The sequence below is a fragment of the Acinetobacter sp. 789_lipA genome, assembly GCF_058242845.1.
On sequence record NZ_JBZAYS010000001.1, the window covers coordinates 340828 to 364260 of the forward strand.

The following is a 23433-nucleotide window of genomic DNA, read 5'->3' on the forward strand; positions in this document are numbered from 1 at the left end:
TAGATAACAACATTTGACTAGAAGCATTTTAATTTCAAGGAGAAGCCTTTAGGTGAGCAAACAATATCTGACGCATCGCTGTCTCATTGCCCCACCCGATATGGCAGATGAAGTCTTTGCCCATACCGTGATTTATTTGGCCCGACACGATGAGGAAGGTGCTCAAGGCATCATCATCAACCGCCCCTCAGGACTTTCAGTCAAAGAACTGCTCAATGATCTTGAAATTGAAGCCGATCACGTACGACCACATGATGTTCTCCAAGGTGGGCCTTTGCGTCCAGAAGCTGGCTTTGTCTTACATACGGGTCAGCCGACATGGCACTCTTCGATTGCTGTGGGCGAAAATATCTGTATCACCACGTCTAAAGATATTTTAGATGCGATTGCGCATAACGAAGGCGTGGGTCGCTATCAAATTGCTTTGGGCTATACCAGTTGGACCAAAAACCAATTGGAAGATGAGCTGTCTCGTGGTGATTGGCTAGTCTGCGATGCTGATATGGATTTGATTTTTAATATTCCTTATGACGACCGTTGGGACGCAGCCTATAAAAAGCTCGGGCTGGACCGAACCTGGTTGTCTTCTGAGATTGGACATGCCTGATTTAAACACACCTCAAATGATTATGGCATTTGATTTTGGTACACAAAAAATGGGCATGGCAGTCGGTCAAGCACTGATTGAAAGTGCAACACCTTTGGCTTTGTTTCCAATGAAAGATGGCATCCCCAATTGGGATGAACTGCATAAAATTATTAAACAATATCAACCCAATGTATTTTTAGTCGGTCTACCACTCAATATGGATGATAGCGAGTCAGAATTATCTGCTCGAGCACGTAAGTTCGCACGTCGTTTACGCCATCAAACCAATATTGAAACATGGATGGTGGATGAACGCTTAAGTACTCGTGCAGCCCGTGATGAGCTGAGCCATTACCATGCGCAAGGCCGAGGCAAAAAAGTTTCTGCTGATAGTCTTGCCGCAACATTATTTATTGAAAGTTGGTATCGCAATCCTGAAGGTCTAACACCTTAAGTAAGCCTTTCTTAAAACAGATGACATGGTTTTTATGACTGGAGTCGGATCTCAACACAGCAAATTGTCTTGTCCTGAAATAGATTGACACTATTCCACTTCAAACCGAGTTAAGCAATTAGCTCGGTTTTAGTTTGCTCATACATCTGATTCGGGGTGTTCATATTTAAACTTAAATGTGGTCTATAGCAATTATAAATCATGATAGATTCCGTAATTAAGTGATCTAACTCCTTCATGGTTTGACATCGTGTAGTTAAAAACTCCTGCTTTAATATTCCATTAATCCGCTCTGCTAATGCATTTTGATATGAGAAACACTGTTTCGCAAGGTATCCATCTGTCATGGAAGGACATATCCCATAATGGCGCAATGCCGATTGATATAGCTCAGAGCAATACTGAGAGCCTCTGTCTGAATGATGAATCATCCTAGTCGCTCGATCCGTCACATGCTGCATCGCCATATGTAGAGCCTGCATAACATTCTCCGCACGCATATCATTCGATAACTTATAACCTTTAATCTGACGGGTATAAGCATCTGTCACCAATGATAAATAATGTACGCCTTCAGCACTCTCAACATAAGTAATATCACTAACAAAGACTTCGTTGGCTTGCACTGCTGAATAATCCTTTAATAAATTTGGATGCTTCTTCATCCAATGCTTGCTATCCGTAGTTTTTGTATAGCGACGCTTGGGGCGAATCAATAAATTATGCTCTTTCAATATTTTAAATAACTGATCCCGTCCACACTTTAAACCACGCTGCAACAATTTGCCTTTAATAAGCCAATACAACTTACGTGTTCCGATACTTGGCATGAGACAACGATATTCCATAACCAACTCAAGTATTTGTTCAGTTGCTTGTGCAGTCATTTGAGCACGTTTTTCTGCTTGATAATAAGCTTGTCGGGTGATTCCCAACCACTGACAATAACGTGAAACGCTTAGTCCTCTTTGGCTTTGCCAATCTTTGAAACGTGCTCGGTATACTTTTTTCCAAGATCAGTCCCACATTCTTTATCAATGTGATAAATCACATCCTGAATAAATTCAGTTTTAAGCTTTTCTGCGGCTAACTGCTTTTCTAATTGGCGGATTCGTTGTTGGGGTGTTAATTGGCGTTTAGAAGAAGGCGGCATATTCGAAGTCCAGTCCTGTTGTCCGTGCTTGCGTAACCATACCAGCACAGTTGATCTTCCTTGAATACCATATTTTGCCTGAGCTTGTTTATAAGTAATTTGCCCTTTTTCTACTTCATGTACAACCATCATTTTAAAGGCAAAGCTATAATCACCTTGTGTACGTTTAACTCTTTGTTCTCGTTCATGTTCCATAAAATAAGCCTCTTAAAGGTGTAAACTTATTTCAGGACGGGACATCCATTGATCTTAAAAAAGCACTGCCTATGCAGTGCTTTTTTTGAAATGAACAGAGCTCAATTTAGTGCTGTGACTCGGTAATATGTACTGTCACGGTTCGCCCCGCGACAAAGGCCAATTCATTTTTCGGAATATCATCCAGTGCAATTTTCACAGGAACGCGCTGCGCTAAACGTACCCAACTAAAGGTTGGATTTACATTGGCCAACAAACCTGTACTTGTAGTTCGTTCACGATCTTCAATGCCTGAAGCAATCCCCTGCACATGTCCTTTTAAGATGTTTGAGTCGCCCATCAACTGTACAGTCGCAGGTGCACCGAGATAAATTTTATTTAACTTAGTTTCTTCAAAATAACCGACCACATAAAGCTGCGAGCGATCTAATAATGCCGCTACCGCCTGCCCCACTTTGACATAATTCCCTGCTTTCATCTCAAAATTAGACAGTGTGCCATCGGCTGGTGCTAGGACTTCGGAACGGTTTAAGTTTAATTCAGCCAAATGTAGATTACTGGTGGCTACATCGATTAATGCCTGTTGCTGCGCAATATTGGCTTTGGCCTGCTGAATCGCCGCTTGCATTTGTTCATGTTCGGCATGTGATTGATCTCGTACGGCAAACATCTGATCTTGTTCTTGCTTTGATATAGCACCATCCATCAAATTGGCATAGCGTTCTGCATTTTTATCGGCCAAGTGACTATTGGCTTGTGATTTGGTCAAATTGGCTTTGCTTTGAAACAACTCCGCTTCGGCAGCAGCCAAACTGGCTTTGGCTTTAGCCAAGTCTGATTTGGCTTGTTCCACATCAAGCGCCTGACGCGCCACATCAATTTTAAACAGCACCTGCCCTTGTTTGACGCTTTGATTATCGTGCACTAAAACTTCAGTGACTAAGCCTGATACATCGGAAGACACTTGAATCACATCGCCACGAACCCGCCCATCACGTGTCCACGGTTCAGCATTATAATAATGCCAAAGATGCACGAGCACCGCGATCGCAATACCCGCAATCAGCACTAAAGTGATGGGACGGCTCAGTTTACGCCAATCAAAGGATGTCATTTCTTTTACCTCATTCATTTTAATCAGATATGCGCTTAGGCAAAGCTCACGATAAAACCCCAATGGACTACGCCAAGCACAGTAATGTAGAGGCATAAATAAAAAATACTGGGTAAAAAAATCCAGCCTTTGTCGACCCAAGGATCGGTCACCCGCATGAGTAACCGTAATACGATGTAGGCCAATACCGCCTGAATGACCAAAACTGGCACATACACACCATAGATATTAATTTCACCCATCGTTATGCTCCCAGCAAACGGACTTGAGACATTTCATCCCATGTCGCATGACAGAGACTGCTTTGAATATTATTCAGTGAAACTTGCAAACGCCGAGCAATGCTTAGGTCTTGCAGGTGTATAAGCTCGGCCTGAATGATCTGAATTTTGTCCAAAATGTGTTGTCTGACCTGTAGGTCGCTATGGTCTAATTCTTTAGCGTGAAAATAAGCATCCATTTGGCTTTGTAGTTCTTGTAGATGCAGCGTGATAGAGGCCTGCATAGGCATTTTTTCAATCAGTTCTTGCACCCGAGTTAAATCAATCACCGCACTGGATTCAATCAGGGCCAAATTGATTTTTTGCTTCAAACGATCGGACTGTACCAATTTGGTATTCAGTATGCCTATCCGATCCAACATACTGCGCAAATGCACTCTAAATTCCACCCCATAAGGTAAATAAAGCGCTTGTCGTATCGCTTTATAATGTAAAGACAGGATTCGCTTGGCGGTAATGTCCGGCGACATCGCACGCACCAAGTGAATCACATAGACAGAAATGATGGGGCCAAGCACCGTCCCAATCGATGCATCAAAAAACATCACTTGATCAAGGTGATAACGGTTTTGCAGATTTAAGCCCATGACCACACCCATTATCAAAGGTAGCGCCAAACCTGTGAGCGGCGGATGTAAAAACAGCATCAGACAGTACATACAAAAAGGGGCCAACACCACAGCCAACATCCAAAAAGCGCTGATGTGTGGGAAGATGCCATAAGCATAAATAAAGACAATAATCGCCGCATACAGACTGGCACGGATAAAGATTTTTAAGGCAGGAACGGGGTTGTCCATACTGGTCAGAATACAGGCACAAATAGCGGCCATCTCTGCCATCATAAAACCCGCTTTCCAACCACTGACAATCCAAAAGCCAGTCGCCACAAGCACCACAATAAAAGCTGAAATGCCGCCACGCACGGCTACGCCATGATCTCGATGTAAATTGGGATAGTTTGTACTAATCGGGGTCACGATTGCGGGTAAGCTGTCATCCCCCTGTTGGATACGCTGCCAAATCAACTTAATGGCACGTATATTTTGGGTGAAATGACGCACATCCATTTTTAAACTGGCCAACATGACTTGCTGCTGTGGCAAGGCACTGTCAAACACGGCTTGAAAACTCGACTCAAACTGCTCAGGTAGCTGGTTTAAGTCCTGCTCTAAAATGACCTGATCACTTTGTAAAAACTTTACAATCTGTGCATGCGCCTTTTCTAAAGCTGGACGGTAGCATGCGTCAATGTGATCTAACTGCTGAATTCGCTCGGCCATGGCCACCAAGTTCGTCACCAACATACTGAGTTGATGCAGCATTTCTTGGAGCGGTTTGGTCATGCCCTGCAAGGTCGATTTTTCATAGCTCAAGTGCACGGCCATCACATGAATATCGGCAATATCCCGCGTGATATGACTAAGCGTAGTGCTGTAATTAATGGCCTTAACATCATCTGTCAGGATCTGATCAAAAACCGCTTGGGTGTCTTGAAAAGTCTGTGAAACACGGGTTTTGACTACGGGACCAATATGCATGGGAAACAGTACCGCATTCACCACTGCACTACACAGTACTCCCACCGTGATTTCAATACAGCGCCCAATCGCCATATCAAACATGGAAATGGTTTCAATGTTATAGACAATGTTGTAGCAAATAATGACCGTGGTATAGCCCGCCAACATAAAAATATAGCTACGCGGCGTCCGATCCAACAATGAAAAATATAGACAAAACCCGACCCATGTGGCTAAAAATAATGTGAACAATTCTGGGGTATTGATCAGGTTGGGCGTGACTGCAATCGAAACAATCGCCCCCAACAATGTTCCCAACACCCGATAAAGACTTTTTGAGGAGGTCATACCCGCATATGGGTTTGCGATGACGAAGACCGTTCCAATCGCCCAAATGGGATAAGCCAAATCTAATGAAAATGCGACATAAAGTGAAAGCATGCCTGCCAAAAAGGTTTTCGTCGCAAAAATCCAGTCCAATTTATTTGGACGGAATGCGAGTAACTGTTTGGTGAGGAACATAAATTCATCTCTAAATGCGCTGAATGACAACATTTAAACAACTCTTCAACACAGCATTGCTCAGACAAACAGCATCACTTCGTCCTCACCTCATGCGAAGACGGATGAAAAAATGATTCAAATAAATGAAGTCTTTTACAAACATGGTCAAAGACAGCGCCATGTTGAAAGGAAAGAAAATAGCTCAATAAATAACAAAATCATTATTCATTAAAAGACATTTATAATGATAATTTTTCCAAAAATATGGATTTTTGTCAATTTAAATATCTCAATATGATAATCCACATGTTTTTAAGATCATATTTCACCCTTTTTATTGCATTACAAATGCTGATAAAAGTCCACGAAAGCCATGCACCCAGAACGAAAGCCATGTCGAGTCTAGGGTTTTTGTTATATAGTAACTGTCGCTCAAATGGCATTTATTTTGACTAAGTAGGTTCTTATGGCACTTTCAAGTTTCGGTAAAATTCTCACTGTCTTAGACCTCTTTTCTGTGTCACGCCCGATTATCAATGTCGATATCATCAGTGCCGAACTGGGGCTATCACAACCCACCAGTTACCGTTATTTAAAGGAATTGGTATCTGCAGGACTTTTACAGCGCTTAAGCGGAACCAGCGGTGACTATACTTTAGGCTCTCAAATTGCTGTTTTGGACTATATCTCTCGAACCACAGACCCACTCTTACAAATCAGCATTCCTTTTATGCAAGACATCGTTGAGCGAACGGAGTTTTGCTGTATCCTCACCCAGCTCAACGCAGAGCACTGTATTGATCTATATGGTGAAGTCTTTAAAGACCTTGAGTTATTTTCTTATGGGCGTGGTTGCCCACGTCCCGTGTATTTGGGTTCATCGCCTAAAGTAGTGATTTCACAGCTCAGCAAAGCTAAAATTATTGAATATTATCAAAAGTTTTCGGCTCAACTGGCCGAGGTCAATTTTGCCGCGAGCCAAGATGAATTTTTACAGAAAATGAAAGCCATTAAGAAACAGGGCTATTATTTTTCCAATGGCGAATTCGACCCCAACCTTGCCAGTCTGTCTGTACCAGTCAAATTTTCACCCAAAGATACACCGTTGGCACTGACCTTATTGGCTTCAAAAAATCGGTTTGAATTTGTCGATCTGAAAAAAATGGTTGAAATATTAAGACATAGCGCCTTACAGATCGAACAAAAATGTCATCTGCTGCATAATATTGAGGCTTAACTCAACTTAGCTTTGAAGCACTGGATAGAAATAGCGAAAGGTTAAATTCAGACGTGGCTCAGTGATTTTGCTGGATTTCATCAAAGCATGTTTCCAGTAGCGCTGGGTCTGTCCACGCATCACGATCAATTGCCCGCTATGCAACATCAGCTCGATTTTTTCCTGTTTAAACTTGTGCTTAAAGCAAAACTTGCGGGTTGCGCCAAAACTGAGTGAGGCAATCACCACATTTTCATGCTGCGGCGAACGTAGTGAAGGCTCATCATCACTATGCCAGCCCACGGCTTGGCTGCCATTTTCATATAAATTAGCTAGACATGAGTTAAATGGATGTCCCACCAGTTGCTCAATATGTTGTTTTAAACGAAACAAAGCGGGATGCCATAACAGTGCTTGCTTGGCACTACCCGAATAGTGATATTGATACTCGGCATCGCCATACCACACCACTTTTCGTTCCGTGACATAACGTTTGCCATACAGTACGACCTCGTCAGGTTGCCATGCCAAATGTGCTAAAAAATAATCCAAATATTTCGCACTTTGCTCTGCAGTTAAAATCAAGCCCATGTCCTGCACCTGCCCATCAAATGGGAGCAAGTTTGCTTGCGGTTCAGGACTAAACAGATCTAAGGTCATGACTTTTCCTCCTCTGCAAACAGTTTAACTGAATTCAGAACGACACAAATCAAAACAAAGTCACAGCTTGTCGCCTAGCCTCCTTATGCATACACTCATGTGAACTTTCACAATGAAAAGAAGCATGTATGAACCTTTGGCAGTTGTTTCAAAAGCTTCGCCCCTTTGTCCGCCCCTATCGGATATTGGTGATTGCGACCTTGATTCTGACGCTGATTGGTTCCTTCACCGCGCAGGTCAATGCCCTGACTTTGCAATATGCCGTCGACAGTATCAACCGTCTGGTCGAACAAGGCCAAGGACTGACCGAAGGCCTACACATTTTGATCACCATTTCTGTGATTTTACTCAGTAAAGAAATCATCAGTGCCTTGGTGCAGTTTGGTCAAAAGTTTTATGGGGAAAAACTGCGCATTCTGGTATCGCAAGACTTGGCGCAAAGCATTATCGAAAAATTCCTCAGCTACCGTTTGGCTTTTTTTAATGCCGATCAAAACCAAGCAGGTAAGTTACAAACGCGAATTGACCGTGGCATTGGTTCACTCACCCGTCTGGTACAAATCTTTTTTATCGATATTTTGCCACTTTTTAGCAGTGCCATTGTAGCACTGGGATTGATGTACTATGCCAATGTTTATGTCGGTTTAGTGGCAACCAGTATTATCCCGATTTACTTTTGGCTGACCTTCCAACAAGCTAAAAAACTGGGCGGATGGCGGCGCAACCTGCGTGATGGCCGTGAAAAAAAGAGCCAAGGCATTCTCAGTATTATCCAGTCGATTAGCGTGATTAAGTCCTTTAACCGAGAGTCCATTGAGTCGACTAAACAACTGAAATTGCAAAAAGCACTGACCGATAACCAGATGCAAACGCGTCAACTCAGCTTTTTATTTGATGGCTTAAAGACCTTTATTGAACAAATCGGGATTGTGCTGATCATCATCCTCACGGCGTACTTTGTACTCGATGGACAAATGAGCATTGGCATGATCATGTTTCATATTTTGCTGTTTAATAATGTCTCTGCGCCAATTCGTTCATTGCACCGTATTTATGATGAAGTCAATGATGCAATGATTTACGCAGAAAGCTTTTTTAAAATTTTAGAAGCAGATGATGAAATCGAGCAAAGTGGTGCACTCAAACCCAAAATTCAGGGAAAATTCAGCCTAAAGAGTGTCGATTTTTTCTACCCCAATGGTCATCACGCATTAAAACAAATCGACATGGAAATTCGACCCAACAAAATCACGGCCTTGGTCGGTTTATCCGGTGCAGGCAAATCCACTTTAATTAGCTTATTGGATAAGTTTTATCAGCCAGATACAGGAAAAATTGAGCTCGATGGAATTGATTTACAAGACATCGACACCGCCTATTTACGCGATCACATTGGCCTCGTCTTACAGAAAAATCACATTTTCCAAGGCAGTATTTTAGACAATATTCGCTATGGAAAAATCAATGCCAGTGATGACGAAGTCTATGCTGCCGCAGAAAAAGCCTCTATTCATGAACAAATTTTGCAGCTACCGGCAGCTTACCAATCCGATGCACTGATGCTTTCAGGTGGGCAACAACAGCGTATTGCACTGGCACGCATGTTCCTCAAAAATCCACCAATTATTTTTCTGGATGAACCGACCGCCAGTCTCGATGCGATTGCTAGCGAGCAAATTAAACAGAGCCTCGATGAGATCAAACAAGGGCGAACGGTGATTATTATTTCGCATAGTTTGTCACAAATTATCGATGCCGATTATACCTATGTCATGAAGGAAGGTTGTATTGCTGAACATGGAGAACATGAAGCGCTGTACCGTCAGGATGGGGTCTATAAGGAAATTTTCGATGCCATGGCCAAGAGCCTCAATATTGAAAAAATTGCCAAGACTTTTGAAGATGATACTGAGGAAGAAACGCATAGTTAATCTTTTCAAACACAAAAAAAGCTCCCGCAGGAGCTTTTTAAAAATCTAACAATCAAGGCTGCTTTAAGTACGGCCAAGCCGCTTTGAGGTAAATAAACATCGACCACAAAGTCAAAATTACTGCGGTATACAACAATGCATAAGCCAACATTTCAAGCGGTTGCCAATTCAGTAAGAACACCGTAATCGCAATCATTTGAAAAGCAGTTTTATATTTCCCGACCGTAGACACGGCTACATTGGTACGCGCGCCTAACTCTGCCATCCACTCACGCAGTGCTGACACCGTAATTTCACGGGAAATAATCACAATCGCCGCAAATGCCATCGAAATTTCAGGTTTCCACTGTACCAACACGATCAGTGCGGCTGCCACCATCAATTTATCCGCAACAGGGTCTAAGAAACGCCCAAATGCAGAGGTCTGATTTAAAGTACGCGCCAAATAACCATCGAACCAATCTGTCACCGCTGCAACGACAAAAATAGACGTCAACAAAATATGACGAGACATACTTACCGCTTGTTCAGCGATACCCATTACAGGGGGCCAATAGGCCACCAACAAAAAGACCGGAATTAAGGCAATACGCGCCAAGGTCAAGATATTAGGAATATTCAGGATGCGACCTGTAGTCATAAACACCGCCCGTTGTTTCCCTCATGTACGATGAAAATGCACACTTTTCTGAGGTTTAATCCATCGTTAATAGCGCCCACTTTATACGAATTGACCTAAGGTGTCACTAGGCAAACACGGTAACTGTTTGACGTGAAATTGCAATTAAACGATTCTGATCATCCCACAAATAGGCGGCTTCGGTGGAATATCCATCCGCAGCATATTGCGTTTCAACATGGTACTTCATCCAATCGTGTAACTGATTTTTCAGTGGATGCACATAGGTCAAATGCCATGTTAGCGAACTGGCAGGTGCCATACTTTTAAACATCGGTAGCACCCCTGGTGGCCAAATGTCCATCGACACCATAAGGTCGGCTACAGTCATGTCTCGATTTTCATGTAAGTCTGGATTAAAGCGATACCAGCCAGAAAAGTCAGGCTTTGGGCTGGCTGTACACGGATACTGTCCTGTCACCCAAACCATATCTAGCTGCTTAAAGCACTCAGGTGCAAGCGGATGATGCGGCGCAGTTGTAAGACCATCAACCGATGGAAACGCTGGTGCTACAGGTTCTTGATGCACATGGATACTCGATTCACGCTGTGTCCCGAAGCTTGCCACTAAAATGCTTTGAACTGCATCATCCTGCCATAAACGTACTTCCAAGGTTGTAACCGACTTACCTTGACGTAAAATCTCGCTGGTTAAACGAACTTTGGCTTGTTGTACTGGCCCAACAAAAGTCACGCTACAACTGAGTAAATGCTTCGTGTCATCGGCAAGAGTCAACAATGCTTTTTGCATCATTAAACCTGCGACCAGTCCCCCATAAATCGTGCGTCCTTGTAACCAACCTGTAGGAATATCAATCGATTCTTGTTCTGCTAAAGCTTGATAACTGTGTTGAAGTGACATGTGGCATCCTTGTTTTAAATTCCGTCCATATCTTTACAACACAATTCAACCAATGTGAATGATCAATGACCCATGCGTCAATGAGCACTTTTGCCAACGCAGTGGATGCGGTTCTATTCATGTAAGACTTTATAAATGGTGCGGGCCATCACTTCACCCAAACCGGGGACTACGGTTAAGTCTTTCTCGGAAGCCTTTAACACCCCTTGAATCCCACCAAAGTGCGTCAACAAATCACGGCGGCGTTTCGGCCCCAAACCCGGAATCACTTCCAAAATCGATGAACCCCGTTTTTTATCGCGTTTGGCTCGGTGCTTGGTTATCGCAAAGCGATGCGCCTCATCACGCACCTGTTGAATCAAATGCAATGCTTTATGATCTTCAGGCAACTGAATTTTAGTTCCATCGGTAAAGTGTAGGGTTTCAAGGCCCGGTTTACGCCCCTCGCCTTTTGACACCCCAACCATAAAGGCCTCTAAACCCAGCTCTTGCATGACGTCCATCGCCATATGCAACTGCCCTTTGCCACCATCAATCAGCAGTAAATCAGGCAGCATAGCTTTTTTATAACGACGAGTCAGCGCTTGGCGCATTGCGGCATAGTCATCACCCGCAGTAATGTCTTGAATTGAAAACTGACGATAATCGCGCTTACGAATGCCGCCACTGTCGAATACCACACAGGAAGCCACGGTTTCTTCGCCCATGGTATGTGAGATGTCAAAACATTCGATCCGATCAATCGGACGTCCCACCACTTGTTCAAGTTGATGGAAACGCTCATTCAGCTCAAAGTGATTGGCCAATTGCCCTTTGATCGCATGCTGTACATTCATCTGTGCCAGCTCTAACCATTCTGCACGTGTCTCACGCACGCTATGTTTAATCTGTACTTTCTTATCAAACTGTTGTTGTAACGCTTGTTCCAGTTCTTTTCGATCGGGCAATTCGACATTTACAATCAACTCACTGGGTACTTCATCTGCCACTTGGAAATAAAAGTTCGCTATGAAGTCAGCCAGCATTTGCCCCAAATCATCTCCGAGCATATCTGGGAAGTAACTTTTACCTCCGAGCATTTTCCCGTTACGCACATGCATAATCTGCACACAGGTCACTCCTGCCTGATAGGCAATCGCTAGAATATCGGCCTCACCTTTGAGCTTATAAATGGCTTGTTGAGACTGGACATCCCGTAGCAGCGCCATACGATCACGGTAAAACACCGCTTTTTCAAATTCTAAGGCTTCGGCCGCTTGCTCCATTTTCGCAATCAGTTCTTGATTCAGCTCTTTGGTGTCCCCTTGTAAAAAACGAATCGAGTTATCGACATCATTTTTATACTCTTCAGGGCTAATGAGTCCCACACACGGCGCTGAACAACGTTTGATTTGATACTGCAAACAAGGACGCTTACGCTGTGAAAAATAGCTATTTTCACACTGACGAACATTAAACAGCTTTTGCAAAACCAACAAAGTATCCCGTGCATTATAAGCACTCGGATACGGTCCAAAGAACTTCCCAACTTGGTGTTTGCCTTTGCCCCGACCCGATGCAATCCGTGGATAAGGTTTGTCGGCAGAAACAAAAATATACACATAGGACTTATCGTCCCTGAGCATGATGTTATAGGGTGGACGGTGCAGCTTAATCAGGTTTTGTTCAAGCAGTAGCGCTTCAGTTTCGGAACGAACGACTAAGGTTTCGATGTCATAAATACGCGCTACCAACGCCTGCGTCTTCGGGTGCTCAATAGTTTTGACAAAATAACTGGAAACACGATTTTTTAAATTTTTCGCTTTGCCCACATACAGCAGTTCACCGTCTTTGCCGAGCATGCGATAAACGCCCGGCAGTGTGGTCATATTGGCTAAAATTTTTTCGATATGTTCTCGTGCGTTTTCGTTCACAGGGTTCCCTAATTTTCTCGGCTCGCCGTCAACTGTTCTGCTTAGGCTTAGCCTTTGATCTGTCTTTTAGATTGGGCAGGTCTGACGCATTTCAAGCACATGAAAGTTCATTTCAAAACCAGTCTGGTTGGCAAAAGACATTGATACTGAGATTGAAGGCTTATTCCAGATCCATCGCTTCAAAATCGATCCGTTCAAACACACCTTGTTCATTGCGGGCAAAGTGACTTCCCGCAGGCGCATTTAAGTGAGCAATGATGTCCGCATCATAGTTAGCAATCACATTGACCTCATAAAGACCCAAGTTTTCAGGGTCTTCAATATAGTCATCTCCTTCTTCACCCGATAAAAACACCCAACCACTTTCATCGCTAGATTGTGCTTCTTCACGGTACATATAGGCCACTTTTAGGCCTTGCACCGTAATCATATCTGAAGCGATACAACTTCCCATATGCGGCACTAAAGTTTGAATTTGTGTCGGACTCAATTGATACGACTTCATAAGCATATCCTTCAACGGCAAGTAGACGTTTTGCAAGTAGAGGTTTGGGGGGATGAACAGAACTCAAGTTTATTTTACTTTAGTCTTCACGGCATATTTGAGCAAGGCTTTCACTCGCTTAGGCCCGTAAAGCATACAACTTGCCTAAGACTGTATTTATGACAATTTTAACGCAGCTTTAAACGCTACTTTATCTTTCGGTGACACCAAAATGGTTTTGGTTTGTCCCTCTTTTAAGTATTCAATCTTTAGACGATCTAAGGACAAGGCTGGTGAACTGATGGAATTATCTGTTTCAGAAACAGACTGTATCGCAGTCAAGGGAATGATCCATTTAAAACAGAGACTGCGAATTGTCAGTTGCTCCTGATCAACCACATAGCGGGTACTCCACAGCGGCCACCACAGTAAAACAATAGTCAAAGCATAGACCACAACGAACAAAAGATTTTGCATCAAAATGCCTTTGCCATAGGTGGTCAAAATCAATTGGGCTAACAGGCCTGACATAGCAATAATAAACCCCAAAAACCACCAGTCCATCTTCGAACGAAACTTTTGCACCTTGAAACCTCATGCTTTATCTAAGTTATAAGTTGCGATCTTAAAAATGACACAGATACGCGCTCATGTTGTTTTTAGTTTTAACTGGATAAAGCATAAAGCCATACGTGGTTCGAATCCACTGTGAGCCTTGAAATAAATAGAAAAATCAAAAGGGCAGATAGGCTTCCCCCTTTTCTGCCCAAATAAAAAACGCCCCTCAGGGCGCTTAATGTGCTTTAAAACACATAAGGCCGAACAAAGATCAAAAAGAAAATTCCGAGCATCAGGAACCACTTTAAGAAGTAGTACAATTGACGGTTGGTTTTCTTCAAAGCTTTGGCTTTGATCCGCACTTGATAGACATAACCAAAGACTTTATTCAGCCCACCCGTTTGATCCCCTGCTTCATTTGGAGAACTGGCAGCGGTCATAACTTTTTTACCAAACCAATGGTTAAACTTTTGCATAAAGCGTGTTTTTAAAGGACGCTCGACATCAGCAAAGAAAATAATGCGGTTTTGATCAGTGGTGTTTTCGGCATAGTGAATATAAGTTTCATCAAAGACCACACTTTCACCATCGCGCCATGAATAGCGCTGACCATCCACATCAATAAAGCAGCGGTCATCGTTCGGTGTGATCAGCCCCAAGTGATAACGCAATGAACCCGCATAAGGGTCACGGTGACGAACCAAACGGCTGTCAGGTGCCAGCTCGGTAAACATCGCGGCTTTAATGGTCGGCAAGGTTTTCAGCAACGCCGTCGTTTTTGGACAAAGTTCAGCGGCTGACGGATGTGCAGAGTCATACCATTTCAGATAAAAACGCTTCCAGCCTGTTTTGAAAAAGGAGTTAAACCCCAAGTCATCATAACTGCTCGATGCTTTAATTCCGCCTTTTTCATATAAAGCTTTTGCTTCATCACGAATCATTTCCCAGTTTTCATCCAACACTTTTAAGTCTTGAAAATGCTGTGTATCGATATATGGCTGATTCGGTACCTTTGAAAACATGTACATGAGGTAATTAATCGGCGCAAGAATCGTTGAGTGATCGAAAAATTGACGATAAAACGAGTGACGAACCTTCCCACGTTGCTGAATATAAAGTGCAGAAAGAATAAAAATCGCCAGAATGATCCACTTAATCATATGAAAACCTGGAAACCAAAGAAAACGAAATAAAAGAAAAAGACCGGTATTCGGTCTAGACTGCGAATTGTAACATAGGCTGCAAAGTACGTCCTATTTCCAGCTTTTCATCACAAGTTTTCATTCTGTTTGGGTTTACCTGCAAGTGCAGCATTGACTAAATTGCCAAAATCGGCTCAAAGATCGACTTGAAACATAAGGGCGCGGTCTAATCGTTTTTTGATCACTCATCCATAAAAAATCTTAAATGAAACAAAAACTTCACTCTATTTAGGCCGCATCATTCAAAAATACATCACGCAAGCACACGAAATAATTGAATAAAAATAGATGACCCTTGCGTCACGGCTTGATACAACTTGTTATGTTCTTTTTCGATATAGTTATCGTAAGATTGGCGGAGCATAGATGTACGTAGGAATGACGTACTCGCTTCACAACATCAACTTAGAAGTCCTCCAAAATAAAGGAGATCAGGCATGATCCACGCTGGCAATGCCATTACCGTCCAAATGCTTTCGGACGGAATTGCAGAATTCCGCTTTGACTTACAAGGTGAGTCGGTCAACAAATTTAACCGTGCAACGATTGAAGATTTCAAAGCTGCAATTGACGCTGTTAAAGCAAACGGTGACATCAAAGGCTTAATCGTTACTTCGGCTAAATCTACATTTATCGTTGGCGCAGATATTACTGAATTTGGTGCAAACTTCGCTCAAGGCGAACAAGCGATTGTGGATTGGGCATTGCCTGTTCACGACATCTTCAACGCGTTTGAAGATTTAGAGATTCCTAAAGTTGCAGCGATCAATGGTATGGCATTGGGCGGCGGCTTTGAAATGTGTCTCGTGTGTGACTATCGTGTGATGTCAGAAGCGGCTCAAGTCGGTCTTCCTGAAATCAAACTGGGCATCTTCCCTGGTTTCGGTGGTACGGTTCGTTTAAGCCGTCTAATTGGTATCGACAATGCAGTTGAATGGATGGCAATGGCTAATCCTAAAAAACCAGCTGCAGCACTGAAAGACGGTGCGGTTGATGCGGTTGTTGCTGCGGACAAACTACAAGACGCTGCGATTGACTTGGTTAAACAAGCTCTTGCTGGCCGTGTAGACTGGAAAGCAAAACGTCAGGAAAAACTTGACCCAGTTAAATTGAACCCAATCGAACAAATGATGGCGTTCAACTCGGCGAAAGGTGCAGTTCTTGCAAAAGCAAATCCTGCTCAATACCCTGCGCCTAAACTTCTTCTTGACTCATTACAAGCAGGTGCAAGCCTTCCACGTAATGAAGCACTTCAAGCTGAAGCGGCTGGTTTTGCAAAAGCAGCCATTACACCACAAGCAAATGCGTTAATTGGTCTATTCATCAATGACCAAGTGGTGAAGAAAACTTCGAAGAAATATGAAAAAGGTGCACACCCTGTAAACCAAGCGGCTGTATTAGGCGCGGGTATCATGGGTGGCGGTATTGCTTACCAAGCGGCAAGCAAAGGCACACCAATCATCATGAAAGACATTGGTAACCCGCAACTTGCTTTGGGTATGAAAGAAGCCAATGGCTTACTGACCAAACAAGTTGAACGTAAGAAGATGAAACCTGCTCAAATGGGTGAAACTCTTGCGCGCATCCGTCCAACTTTAAGCTATGACGAGTTTAAAGAAGTGGACATCGTGATTGAAGCAGTAACTGAAAATCCAAAAGTAAAAGGCATTGTACTTGCTGAAACTGAGAAGAATGTTCGTGACAACACGATCATTGCTTCAAATACTTCAACAATTTCAATCACACGTTTGGCTGAAAACCTACAACGTCCTGAAAACTTTGTCGGTATGCACTTCTTTAACCCAGTACACATGATGCCTTTGGTAGAAGTGATCCGTGGTGAGAAGACTTCGGCTGAAGCGATTGCGACCACTGTAGTTCTTGCTCAGAAAATGGGTAAAACACCAATCGTAGTTAACGACTGCCCAGGTTTCCTTGTAAACCGTGTATTGTTCCCTTACTTTGGTGCTTTTGACCTTCTTCTTAAAGATGGTGCTGACTTCCAACAAGTCGACAAAGTCATGGAAAAATTCGGCTGGCCTATGGGTCCTGCTTACTTGATCGACGTTGTTGGCATCGACACGGGCGTTCACGGTGCAGAAGTCATGGCTGAAGGTTTCCCTGACCGTATGAAGCCAGACTTCAAAGGTTCAATCGAAATCATGTACGAAAACAAACGTTTGGGTCAAAAGAACGACGTTGGTTTCTACAAATACGAACTTGACCGTAAAGGCAAAAAAGCCAAAGTGGTTGATCCAACTGCGTATGAGCTTGTTGCTACTGTGGCAACTGCAGAAAAACGCGAGTTTGATGCTCAAGAAATCATTGACCGTATGATGCTTGCTTTCTGTAACGAAACTGTTCGTTGCTTAGAAGACAACATCGTAGCGACTGCTTCTGAAGCAGACATGGCAATGATTATGGGTGTAGGTTTCCCTCCATTCCGTGGTGGTCCATGCCGTTACATCGACCAAACAGGTGTTGCTGAATATGTTGCACTTTGCGACAAATACGCACACTTAGGTAAGGCTTATGAAGCGCCACAAATGTTGCGTGACATGGCTGCTAACAACAAAAAATTCTACGGTTAAGGAGCAACGTGAATGGCTACTTTAAATCCACGTGACGTTGTCATCGTTGATGGCGTACGTTCAGCAATGGGTAAAACCAAAAACGGTATGTTCCGCAATGTACGTGCTGACAGCTTATCGGCTGAATTGGTTCGTGCTTTAGTTGCTCGTAACCAGTTTGACACCAATGAAGTTGAAGACCTGATCTGGGGCTGTGTAAACCAGACTTTAGAACAAGGTATGAACATTGGCCGTAACATTGGTTTATTGGCGGACCTTCCAAAAACTGTGGCAGGTCAAACGGTTAACCGTCTTTGTGGTTCATCTATGCAAGCGCTACACACCGCTGCTGCACAGATTGCAACCAACCAAGGTGATATCTTCATCATCGGTGGTGTAGAGCACATGGGTCACGTTGGGATGATGCACGGCATCGACCTCAACCCAGAAGCGTCTAAACACTATGCAAAAGCATCGAACATGATGGGCTTAACCGCTGAAATGTTAGGTCGTATGAATGGTATTTCACGTGAAGAACAAGATGCGTTCGGTGTTGAATCTCACCGCCGCGCTTGGGCTGCAACGCAAGAAGGTCGTTTCAAAAACGAAATCGTAGGTGTTGAAGGTCATGATGCCAATGGCTTCAAAATCCTTTGCGACATCGACGAAGTGATTCGCCCAGATGCAAACCTTGAAGCATTCAAAGGTTTACGTCCTGTATTTGACCCGAAAGGCGGTACGGTAACAGCTGCGACTTCTTCAGCTTTGTCTGATGGTGCATCTGCAATGTTGTTGATGTCTGCTGAACGTGCTCAAGCTTTAGGTCTTAAGCCACGTGCTGTGATTCGCTCTATGGCGGTTGCAGGCTGTGACGCTGCGATCATGGGTTATGGTCCTGTACCTGCAACTCAAAAAGCGCTTAAACGTGCTGGCTTAAGCATGGCGGATATCCAAACCATCGAGTTAAACGAAGCGTTTGCTGCTCAAGGCTTATCAGTGATGAAGGGCTTAGGTGTTTATGAGAAGCAAGACATCATTAACTTAAATGGTGGCGCGATTGCACTGGGTCACCCATTGGGTTGTTCTGGTGCACGTATCACAACGACGTTGTTAAACGTGATGGAACAACAAGATACGCAAATTGGTCTTGCGACCATGTGTATCGGTTTGGGTCAAGGTATCGCGACGATTATCGAACGTGTTTAATATTTAGTTAAATACTGAGATAAAAGAAACCCCGCTTATTGCGGGGTTTCTTTTATTAAGCAAAGAGTAAATACTATTTACTTAAACTTAAAGCGGTTATCTAAAATAAACTAACAGATAGAAAGTTCAAGTTTCAAAACTGAATCATAAGTTGAATAAACATCTTATTTACTATCTTACAAAGCCAAAACATTCATTAAACCTCTTACCTCTATTCGACTTTTTCTCAGAAAATCTGATCTTTATACAGTCTTAGAACCATTCCTAACGAAGCGCATCAATTCAATAATGAGGACTAAAATTCTAGAGTTTCAGAAGTTTTTGCTTTATGGTATGACCTAAAATATAACAGTCTTTTACATAACAATGAAAATTAAACCATTTTATTCCCTTTTGACGATCGGCTACCTATGTACATCACTTTTCCTCACAGGTTGCATTGCTAATAAAGAAATTGGGCATCACTCCCGTAGCTTATTTCAAAAATACGAGGCTAAATACGAATGGGTAACCTTACTTGAAGACGATGTGATTGCATTTGGCAAACTGTCTAAAGCACTTCCAAACGAGCCAACTGATAGCATTGTAGTTGCAGGAAATAAATACAGTTACCTCATCAATAAAGGCGGTGCTGATTTTATTCAACTCATTAGCCAACTCAATCCGCAATATATCCGTATCAATCGTGAACTTGATTTCTATTCTTCTGGACTCAACAGCAATAAATTTAGCGGTACTTTTAAATTTTCTTATGCACCACCCCATGGAACATTAAGTCCAGAAGAACGTTCATTATTCAAAAAATATGGTGTTGCACCATGTGATTGCTCTAAGGCAGAGCAACAAGATCATCTATTTAGTTTAGAAATTTCAGGTACGGTTTACCCCAAAATTGAGAATGCCACAGATCTAAAGCCCTTAAGTCATCCTTATAAAGTACGTATCATGTATTACGACAATCAAAGTGGCTATACTAAAATGTCTCATCGTGAAAAATTATCTGCAATACCGCTATTGCCTTTAACAATCGCCATCGACATTATTCAATTGCCTCTGAAAGCTTTAGACATTACTTATCAACCTTAATTACTCACATCATCACATTAAATAGACTGTCTTTTTCTGAATATAAGAACAGTCCATCTAACTTAAGGAAGTGACCGAAGACTTTCGAGTATTTAATTAATGAGTTGAATACAAAACCTATTCAACTCAAACCATTAAAAAGCTCATACTTCAATTTTCTGCGCCAACAACGTCGCAAAATGCTGTTTAATCCGTTTCCCATCTGCATCTACCCGATGCAATTCACCGATATCTTCATTGTATTTCACAATGTTCCAGCCATCGTATAGCGCACTTAACTCTCCTGCTTTAAACGCAAAAGGAAAGTCAGCCTGCGCAGGAATATCATCGGTATCCATCGCACAGACAATCAAATTCAACCCATTTACATTTGTGGCTTGCTGCATCTGCGCAATCAATGGTTTCACCGTTGGCGCTTGCAAGAACATCATCACCACCGTACAGCAGATAAAGTCGTATGTACCTGTAATGCTTGGGTCAGTATTTAAATCCCGCTGTTGCAGATGAATCTTTTGAATACCTTCGACATCTATTACCTGCTGTAATTTTTGCAAACTTTGTGGATTCACATCCCAAGCATCCACCTCAAAGCCTTGCTGGCTTAAATACAGCGAATTTCGCCCCTGCCCACAGCCGACATCCAAAGCCCGACCACCGTGTAAATATGGCGTAGCCGCCAAAATTTCTGAGTGGGTAGGTGAAAGCTGATATTTCTTATAAAAATAATCTTGCGGAGTGCAGTAAAACTGTAGTTGACACTCTATATCGTCACTCGCCGAAACAATCTTGTGCCATGCTTGAGGCTGAATAAATGGTGGCTGTTGCTCAGCTGTAAACAGATGTTCAGATTGCACTTGACCAGCCTCATCTAAAAAAGCAAAGCTCAGCTCACCTTGATAAATCTGTAACTTGGCCCACGTACCCGCTTTGGTATTGTGTTGATTTTTAAACCCTTGCGGAATGGTCTGCACAGTCCACACAGGAAGCTCTTTATAACAAATCAAGTCTTGCATCAGCCTAGTCCCCACCTTGTTATGACGTATTCGCCAGTCCATCGTTTTTATCGAAGCTTGTATGATCATAGCCAGTTCAGACTAAAATGAACATTCATTCAGTGACTACAAACTACAGATGAGTAAGAAATAAAATCTGTCGCTCCCCTACATTGAGCGACTCATCGAACTTTCATGACTTTAAACTTTTGAGCTTTGGCGCCTTTTTGAACCTTTTAATGATAGGCTTAAAGACAATAAAAATTCAGCTTAACTATATTTCAAATGATTCGGAGTCTATCGATGTTTTCATCACCTTTAAAAACCATCATTTGCTTAGGCGTCATGGCAACATTTTTCACAGGCTGTGCCACCAAAACCCTGATGACCAAAGACAATAAAACCTATACCCGTACCAACAAAGTGACCTTAATCGAAGACCAAGTGGTGGCTTTTGGCAAACCCGCTCAGCCTCTACCGAATTTACCTGTGCATAGTTTAGTGATTGCAGGGCAACAAAAAAGTTATGTATTGACCCAAGGTGGGCCTCAATTTGTCAGTTTGATTGGGAAACTGGACCCGAAAAATATTCAAGTGACCCGAGAACTAAGTTTCTATTCAGAAAAGAATGATGGTCATTTTACAGGAACATTGCCATTATCTTATGTGAAGCTCAAAGAAGACATCAGCAAGAAAGATCTGGAATTTTTTATTGAAAATGGCGCGAAGGAATGTTCAAGTTCCAGCGATGAACGCATGTTTGCGCAGCGTTTCTGTTTTGAGATCAAACTGGCAGGTGTGGTTTACCCTGCGGCGAACAATTTAGCCTCCTTAAAAGCCTTGAGTAAGCCTTATCAGGTGAGCATTTATACCCATCAAGAGGAAAGTTATAAAGCGAAGTCGGGTATGAATCCTTTTGAAAAATTAGTGTTACTGCCTTTTGCAGTCGCAATTGATGTGGTCAGCCTACCGTTCCAAGCCGCCGATAAAATTTTTGATTAAGACAATAAAAGCACAGCGCCTAGAACGAATCAGGCGCTGTGCTGTTTTGTGAAAGATTTAAATTAAGAGTTCGCCCATCAACCAAGCCATATACTTTTCTTTGTCCATAAAGTCAGGCGCGCTGCCCGTATCTAGACTGAAGTACTGTTGGTTGAACTGAATCACGATTTGTTCGGTGTGGTGCCAGTCTTCGATCATTTTGAAATATTGGTTGAAGAAAAATCGATTCTTCCCCCAGTTGCTTAAACGTTCTAATTTTGGATAGTTTTTATTTTCTACAAACTCACTATACACATGCTGAATATCATCAAAAACGTGTATGGTTTTCATGACTCACCTGCCTGCACTGAAAAGTCGTCATCGTTGTGATGCTTTTACTCTAGCAGCCAATTTTGAACAAGAGATGACAGTCCGCTTACAAGACTGTCATCTTTGCACGGTGTTATAACTTCTGTTCCACCTCTTTTTGGGTCTGTTTTTCGACCTGCTGCATTTGGCTATTCAGTGCCAAAATCTCTTTATACAGCGCATTAAACTGCTTTAGTGGTGCATCTTCATAAAACATAAAGGTGTTATTTTTCTTTTCCCATTGGTTATTTTTCAGCACCAAGAAAATTTGATCCGCTTTGGCTAAATTCTGCTGTTCAAGACTAAACAGGCGGGTGGCTTCATGGCTTTTTTCACTGGCTTTCATGCTGTCGGTCAGTTGATGGCGGAACCGTGAAGATATTGCTAAATCTTTAGCCTGAGCGATGGCCTCTTTTTGACGTTGTTCAACCTGCTGTGCATAGCTATCGACAACAGTAAGTACGTCTTTCAGCATTTGCTCCGTTTCAGCATAATTGTTTTTTTTGTCTTTGCTTAATCGGTCAATATTTAAAAATTGATCCCAATTTAAAGCTTTTAAATCTCGCAGATATTGATTACGCGCTTCGGCATTTTGCAGCATATGACTGAGCACAAACTCCGCCATAATTTGATAGTCACCTGTCAGACGTGGGTCTTTTACATCGACTTGAATTGGTGTGGTCCAATCTTGAGCTTGTTTGTAAATTTGTTCGGTCTTTTCATACAGCACTGTTTCATAGCTTTGTAGCTGCTGCTGCTCTTTTTGTTGTTGAGAATACTGATAAAACATCCAACCAAAAACGGCACTGGTCGAAAGAACTAAAATCAACACGATACGTCGCATGTTCAGCTTCCTCTTCATTTCTTTTCATCATAGCAAATATAGGCACATGATCAATATTTCAACATAT

22 protein-coding genes are annotated in these 23433 nt (G+C 42.6%); 8 read left to right on the forward strand and 14 right to left on the reverse strand.

Features of this window, described 5'->3' with window-relative positions; genetic code table 11:
• Positions 1-52 precede the first annotated feature (52 nt).
• Positions 53-607 carry a YqgE/AlgH family protein gene (locus AC4CUZ_RS01610; RefSeq protein ID WP_004692720.1) on the forward strand — a complete coding sequence of 185 codons (555 nt, stop codon included), beginning with the start codon at positions 53-55 and terminating at the stop codon, positions 605-607.
• Positions 600-1043, forward strand: a complete 444-nt coding sequence (gene ruvX, locus AC4CUZ_RS01615; RefSeq protein ID WP_004978741.1) for a Holliday junction resolvase RuvX — start codon at positions 600-602, stop codon at positions 1041-1043. The genes AC4CUZ_RS01610 and ruvX overlap by 8 nt, the downstream gene beginning before the upstream one ends.
• 110 nt (positions 1044-1153) lie before the next feature.
• Here ruvX and AC4CUZ_RS01620 read toward each other — a convergent pair.
• The 4 genes from AC4CUZ_RS01620 to AC4CUZ_RS01635 form a co-directional block, all read right to left on the reverse strand.
• Positions 1154-2391 (reverse strand): IS3 family transposase gene (locus AC4CUZ_RS01620; RefSeq protein WP_115613876.1). Its coding sequence is split into 2 segments (ribosomal slippage): positions 1154-2055 and positions 2055-2391, totalling 1239 coding nucleotides; the frame shifts between segments, so codons are not numbered across the junction.
• A gap of 106 nt (positions 2392-2497) precedes the next feature.
• Positions 2498-3505, reverse strand: a complete 1008-nt coding sequence (locus tag AC4CUZ_RS01625) for an HlyD family secretion protein (protein ID WP_114837145.1) — start codon at positions 3503-3505, stop codon at positions 2498-2500.
• Positions 3506-3540: 35 nt separating this feature from the next.
• On the reverse strand, positions 3541-3747 hold the full coding sequence (locus AC4CUZ_RS01630) for a DUF1656 domain-containing protein (RefSeq protein WP_490747159.1): 207 nt from the start codon (positions 3745-3747) through the stop codon (positions 3541-3543).
• A gap of 2 nt (positions 3748-3749) precedes the next feature.
• Positions 3750-5831, reverse strand: coding sequence for an FUSC family protein (locus tag AC4CUZ_RS01635; RefSeq protein WP_419381168.1), 2082 nt, complete (start codon positions 5829-5831; stop codon positions 3750-3752).
• 448 nt (positions 5832-6279) lie between these two features.
• On the opposite strand from AC4CUZ_RS01635, the gene AC4CUZ_RS01640 reads away from it, so the two are divergent.
• A complete protein-coding gene (locus tag AC4CUZ_RS01640) occupies positions 6280-7050 on the forward strand; it encodes an IclR family transcriptional regulator (RefSeq protein ID WP_004692725.1) in 771 nt (256 codons plus the stop codon).
• Positions 7051-7056: 6 nt separating this feature from the next.
• Here the strand turns inward: AC4CUZ_RS01640 and AC4CUZ_RS01645 are convergent, their stop codons facing one another.
• Positions 7057-7689, reverse strand: a complete 633-nt coding sequence (locus AC4CUZ_RS01645; protein WP_005400948.1) for an alpha-ketoglutarate-dependent dioxygenase AlkB family protein — start codon at positions 7687-7689, stop codon at positions 7057-7059.
• A gap of 128 nt (positions 7690-7817) precedes the next feature.
• On the opposite strand from AC4CUZ_RS01645, the gene AC4CUZ_RS01650 reads away from it, so the two are divergent.
• Positions 7818-9620, forward strand: a complete 1803-nt coding sequence (locus AC4CUZ_RS01650; protein ID WP_195728530.1) for an ABC transporter ATP-binding protein — start codon at positions 7818-7820, stop codon at positions 9618-9620.
• A 52-nt stretch (positions 9621-9672) separates the two neighbouring features.
• On the opposite strand, the gene pgsA is transcribed toward AC4CUZ_RS01650, so the two are convergent.
• The 6 genes from pgsA to lpxO all read right to left on the reverse strand — a co-directional run bounded on the left by pgsA (position 9673) and on the right by lpxO (position 15276).
• Entirely contained in the window at positions 9673-10260 is a 588-nt protein-coding gene (gene pgsA / locus AC4CUZ_RS01655; protein ID WP_004692729.1) for a CDP-diacylglycerol--glycerol-3-phosphate 3-phosphatidyltransferase, read from the reverse strand.
• A 106-nt stretch (positions 10261-10366) separates the two neighbouring features.
• Positions 10367-11161: a thioesterase family protein gene (locus AC4CUZ_RS01660; RefSeq protein ID WP_332481935.1), complete on the reverse strand. Its 795-nt coding sequence runs from the start codon at positions 11159-11161 to the stop codon at positions 10367-10369.
• A gap of 113 nt (positions 11162-11274) precedes the next feature.
• Positions 11275-13074, reverse strand: a complete 1800-nt coding sequence (gene uvrC / locus AC4CUZ_RS01665) for an excinuclease ABC subunit UvrC (RefSeq protein ID WP_419381167.1) — start codon at positions 13072-13074, stop codon at positions 11275-11277.
• A gap of 160 nt (positions 13075-13234) precedes the next feature.
• A complete protein-coding gene (locus tag AC4CUZ_RS01670; protein ID WP_078390040.1) occupies positions 13235-13579 on the reverse strand; it encodes a DUF2185 domain-containing protein in 345 nt (114 codons plus the stop codon).
• A 156-nt stretch (positions 13580-13735) separates the two neighbouring features.
• A complete protein-coding gene (locus tag AC4CUZ_RS01675; RefSeq protein ID WP_010325754.1) occupies positions 13736-14143 on the reverse strand; it encodes a PH domain-containing protein in 408 nt (135 codons plus the stop codon).
• 218 nt (positions 14144-14361) lie between these two features.
• Positions 14362-15276 carry a lipid A hydroxylase LpxO gene (gene lpxO / locus AC4CUZ_RS01680; RefSeq protein WP_184117838.1) on the reverse strand — a complete coding sequence of 305 codons (915 nt, stop codon included), beginning with the start codon at positions 15274-15276 and terminating at the stop codon, positions 14362-14364.
• A 479-nt stretch (positions 15277-15755) separates the two neighbouring features.
• Here lpxO and fadB point away from each other — a divergent pair, with 479 nt between their 5' ends.
• The 3 genes from fadB (at position 15756) to AC4CUZ_RS01695 (ending at position 20180) form a co-directional block, all read left to right on the forward strand.
• Complete coding sequence (fadB, locus tag AC4CUZ_RS01685; RefSeq protein ID WP_004978714.1) at positions 15756-17909, forward strand: fatty acid oxidation complex subunit alpha FadB; 2154 nt, start codon at positions 15756-15758, stop codon at positions 17907-17909.
• Positions 17910-17921: 12 nt separating this feature from the next.
• Positions 17922-19094, forward strand: a complete 1173-nt coding sequence (fadA, locus tag AC4CUZ_RS01690) for an acetyl-CoA C-acyltransferase FadA (protein WP_004978712.1) — start codon at positions 17922-17924, stop codon at positions 19092-19094.
• A gap of 366 nt (positions 19095-19460) precedes the next feature.
• Positions 19461-20180, forward strand: coding sequence for a YidX family protein (locus tag AC4CUZ_RS01695; protein WP_419381166.1), 720 nt, complete (start codon positions 19461-19463; stop codon positions 20178-20180).
• 143 nt (positions 20181-20323) lie between these two features.
• Here AC4CUZ_RS01695 and tehB read toward each other — a convergent pair whose 3' ends face one another.
• Entirely contained in the window at positions 20324-21193 is an 870-nt protein-coding gene (gene tehB / locus AC4CUZ_RS01700; protein WP_419381165.1) for an SAM-dependent methyltransferase TehB, read from the reverse strand.
• A gap of 282 nt (positions 21194-21475) precedes the next feature.
• On the opposite strand from tehB, the gene AC4CUZ_RS01705 reads away from it, so the two are divergent.
• A complete protein-coding gene (locus tag AC4CUZ_RS01705) occupies positions 21476-22174 on the forward strand; it encodes a YidX family protein (RefSeq protein WP_126038543.1) in 699 nt (232 codons plus the stop codon).
• Positions 22175-22231: 57 nt separating this feature from the next.
• Here the strand turns inward: AC4CUZ_RS01705 and AC4CUZ_RS01710 are convergent, their stop codons facing one another.
• Both AC4CUZ_RS01710 and AC4CUZ_RS01715 read right to left on the reverse strand, forming a co-directional pair.
• Positions 22232-22504 carry a hypothetical protein gene (locus AC4CUZ_RS01710; RefSeq protein ID WP_126038546.1) on the reverse strand — a complete coding sequence of 91 codons (273 nt, stop codon included), beginning with the start codon at positions 22502-22504 and terminating at the stop codon, positions 22232-22234.
• A gap of 112 nt (positions 22505-22616) precedes the next feature.
• Positions 22617-23366: a hypothetical protein gene (locus tag AC4CUZ_RS01715; protein ID WP_419381179.1), complete on the reverse strand. Its 750-nt coding sequence runs from the start codon at positions 23364-23366 to the stop codon at positions 22617-22619.
• Positions 23367-23433 lie beyond the last annotated feature (67 nt).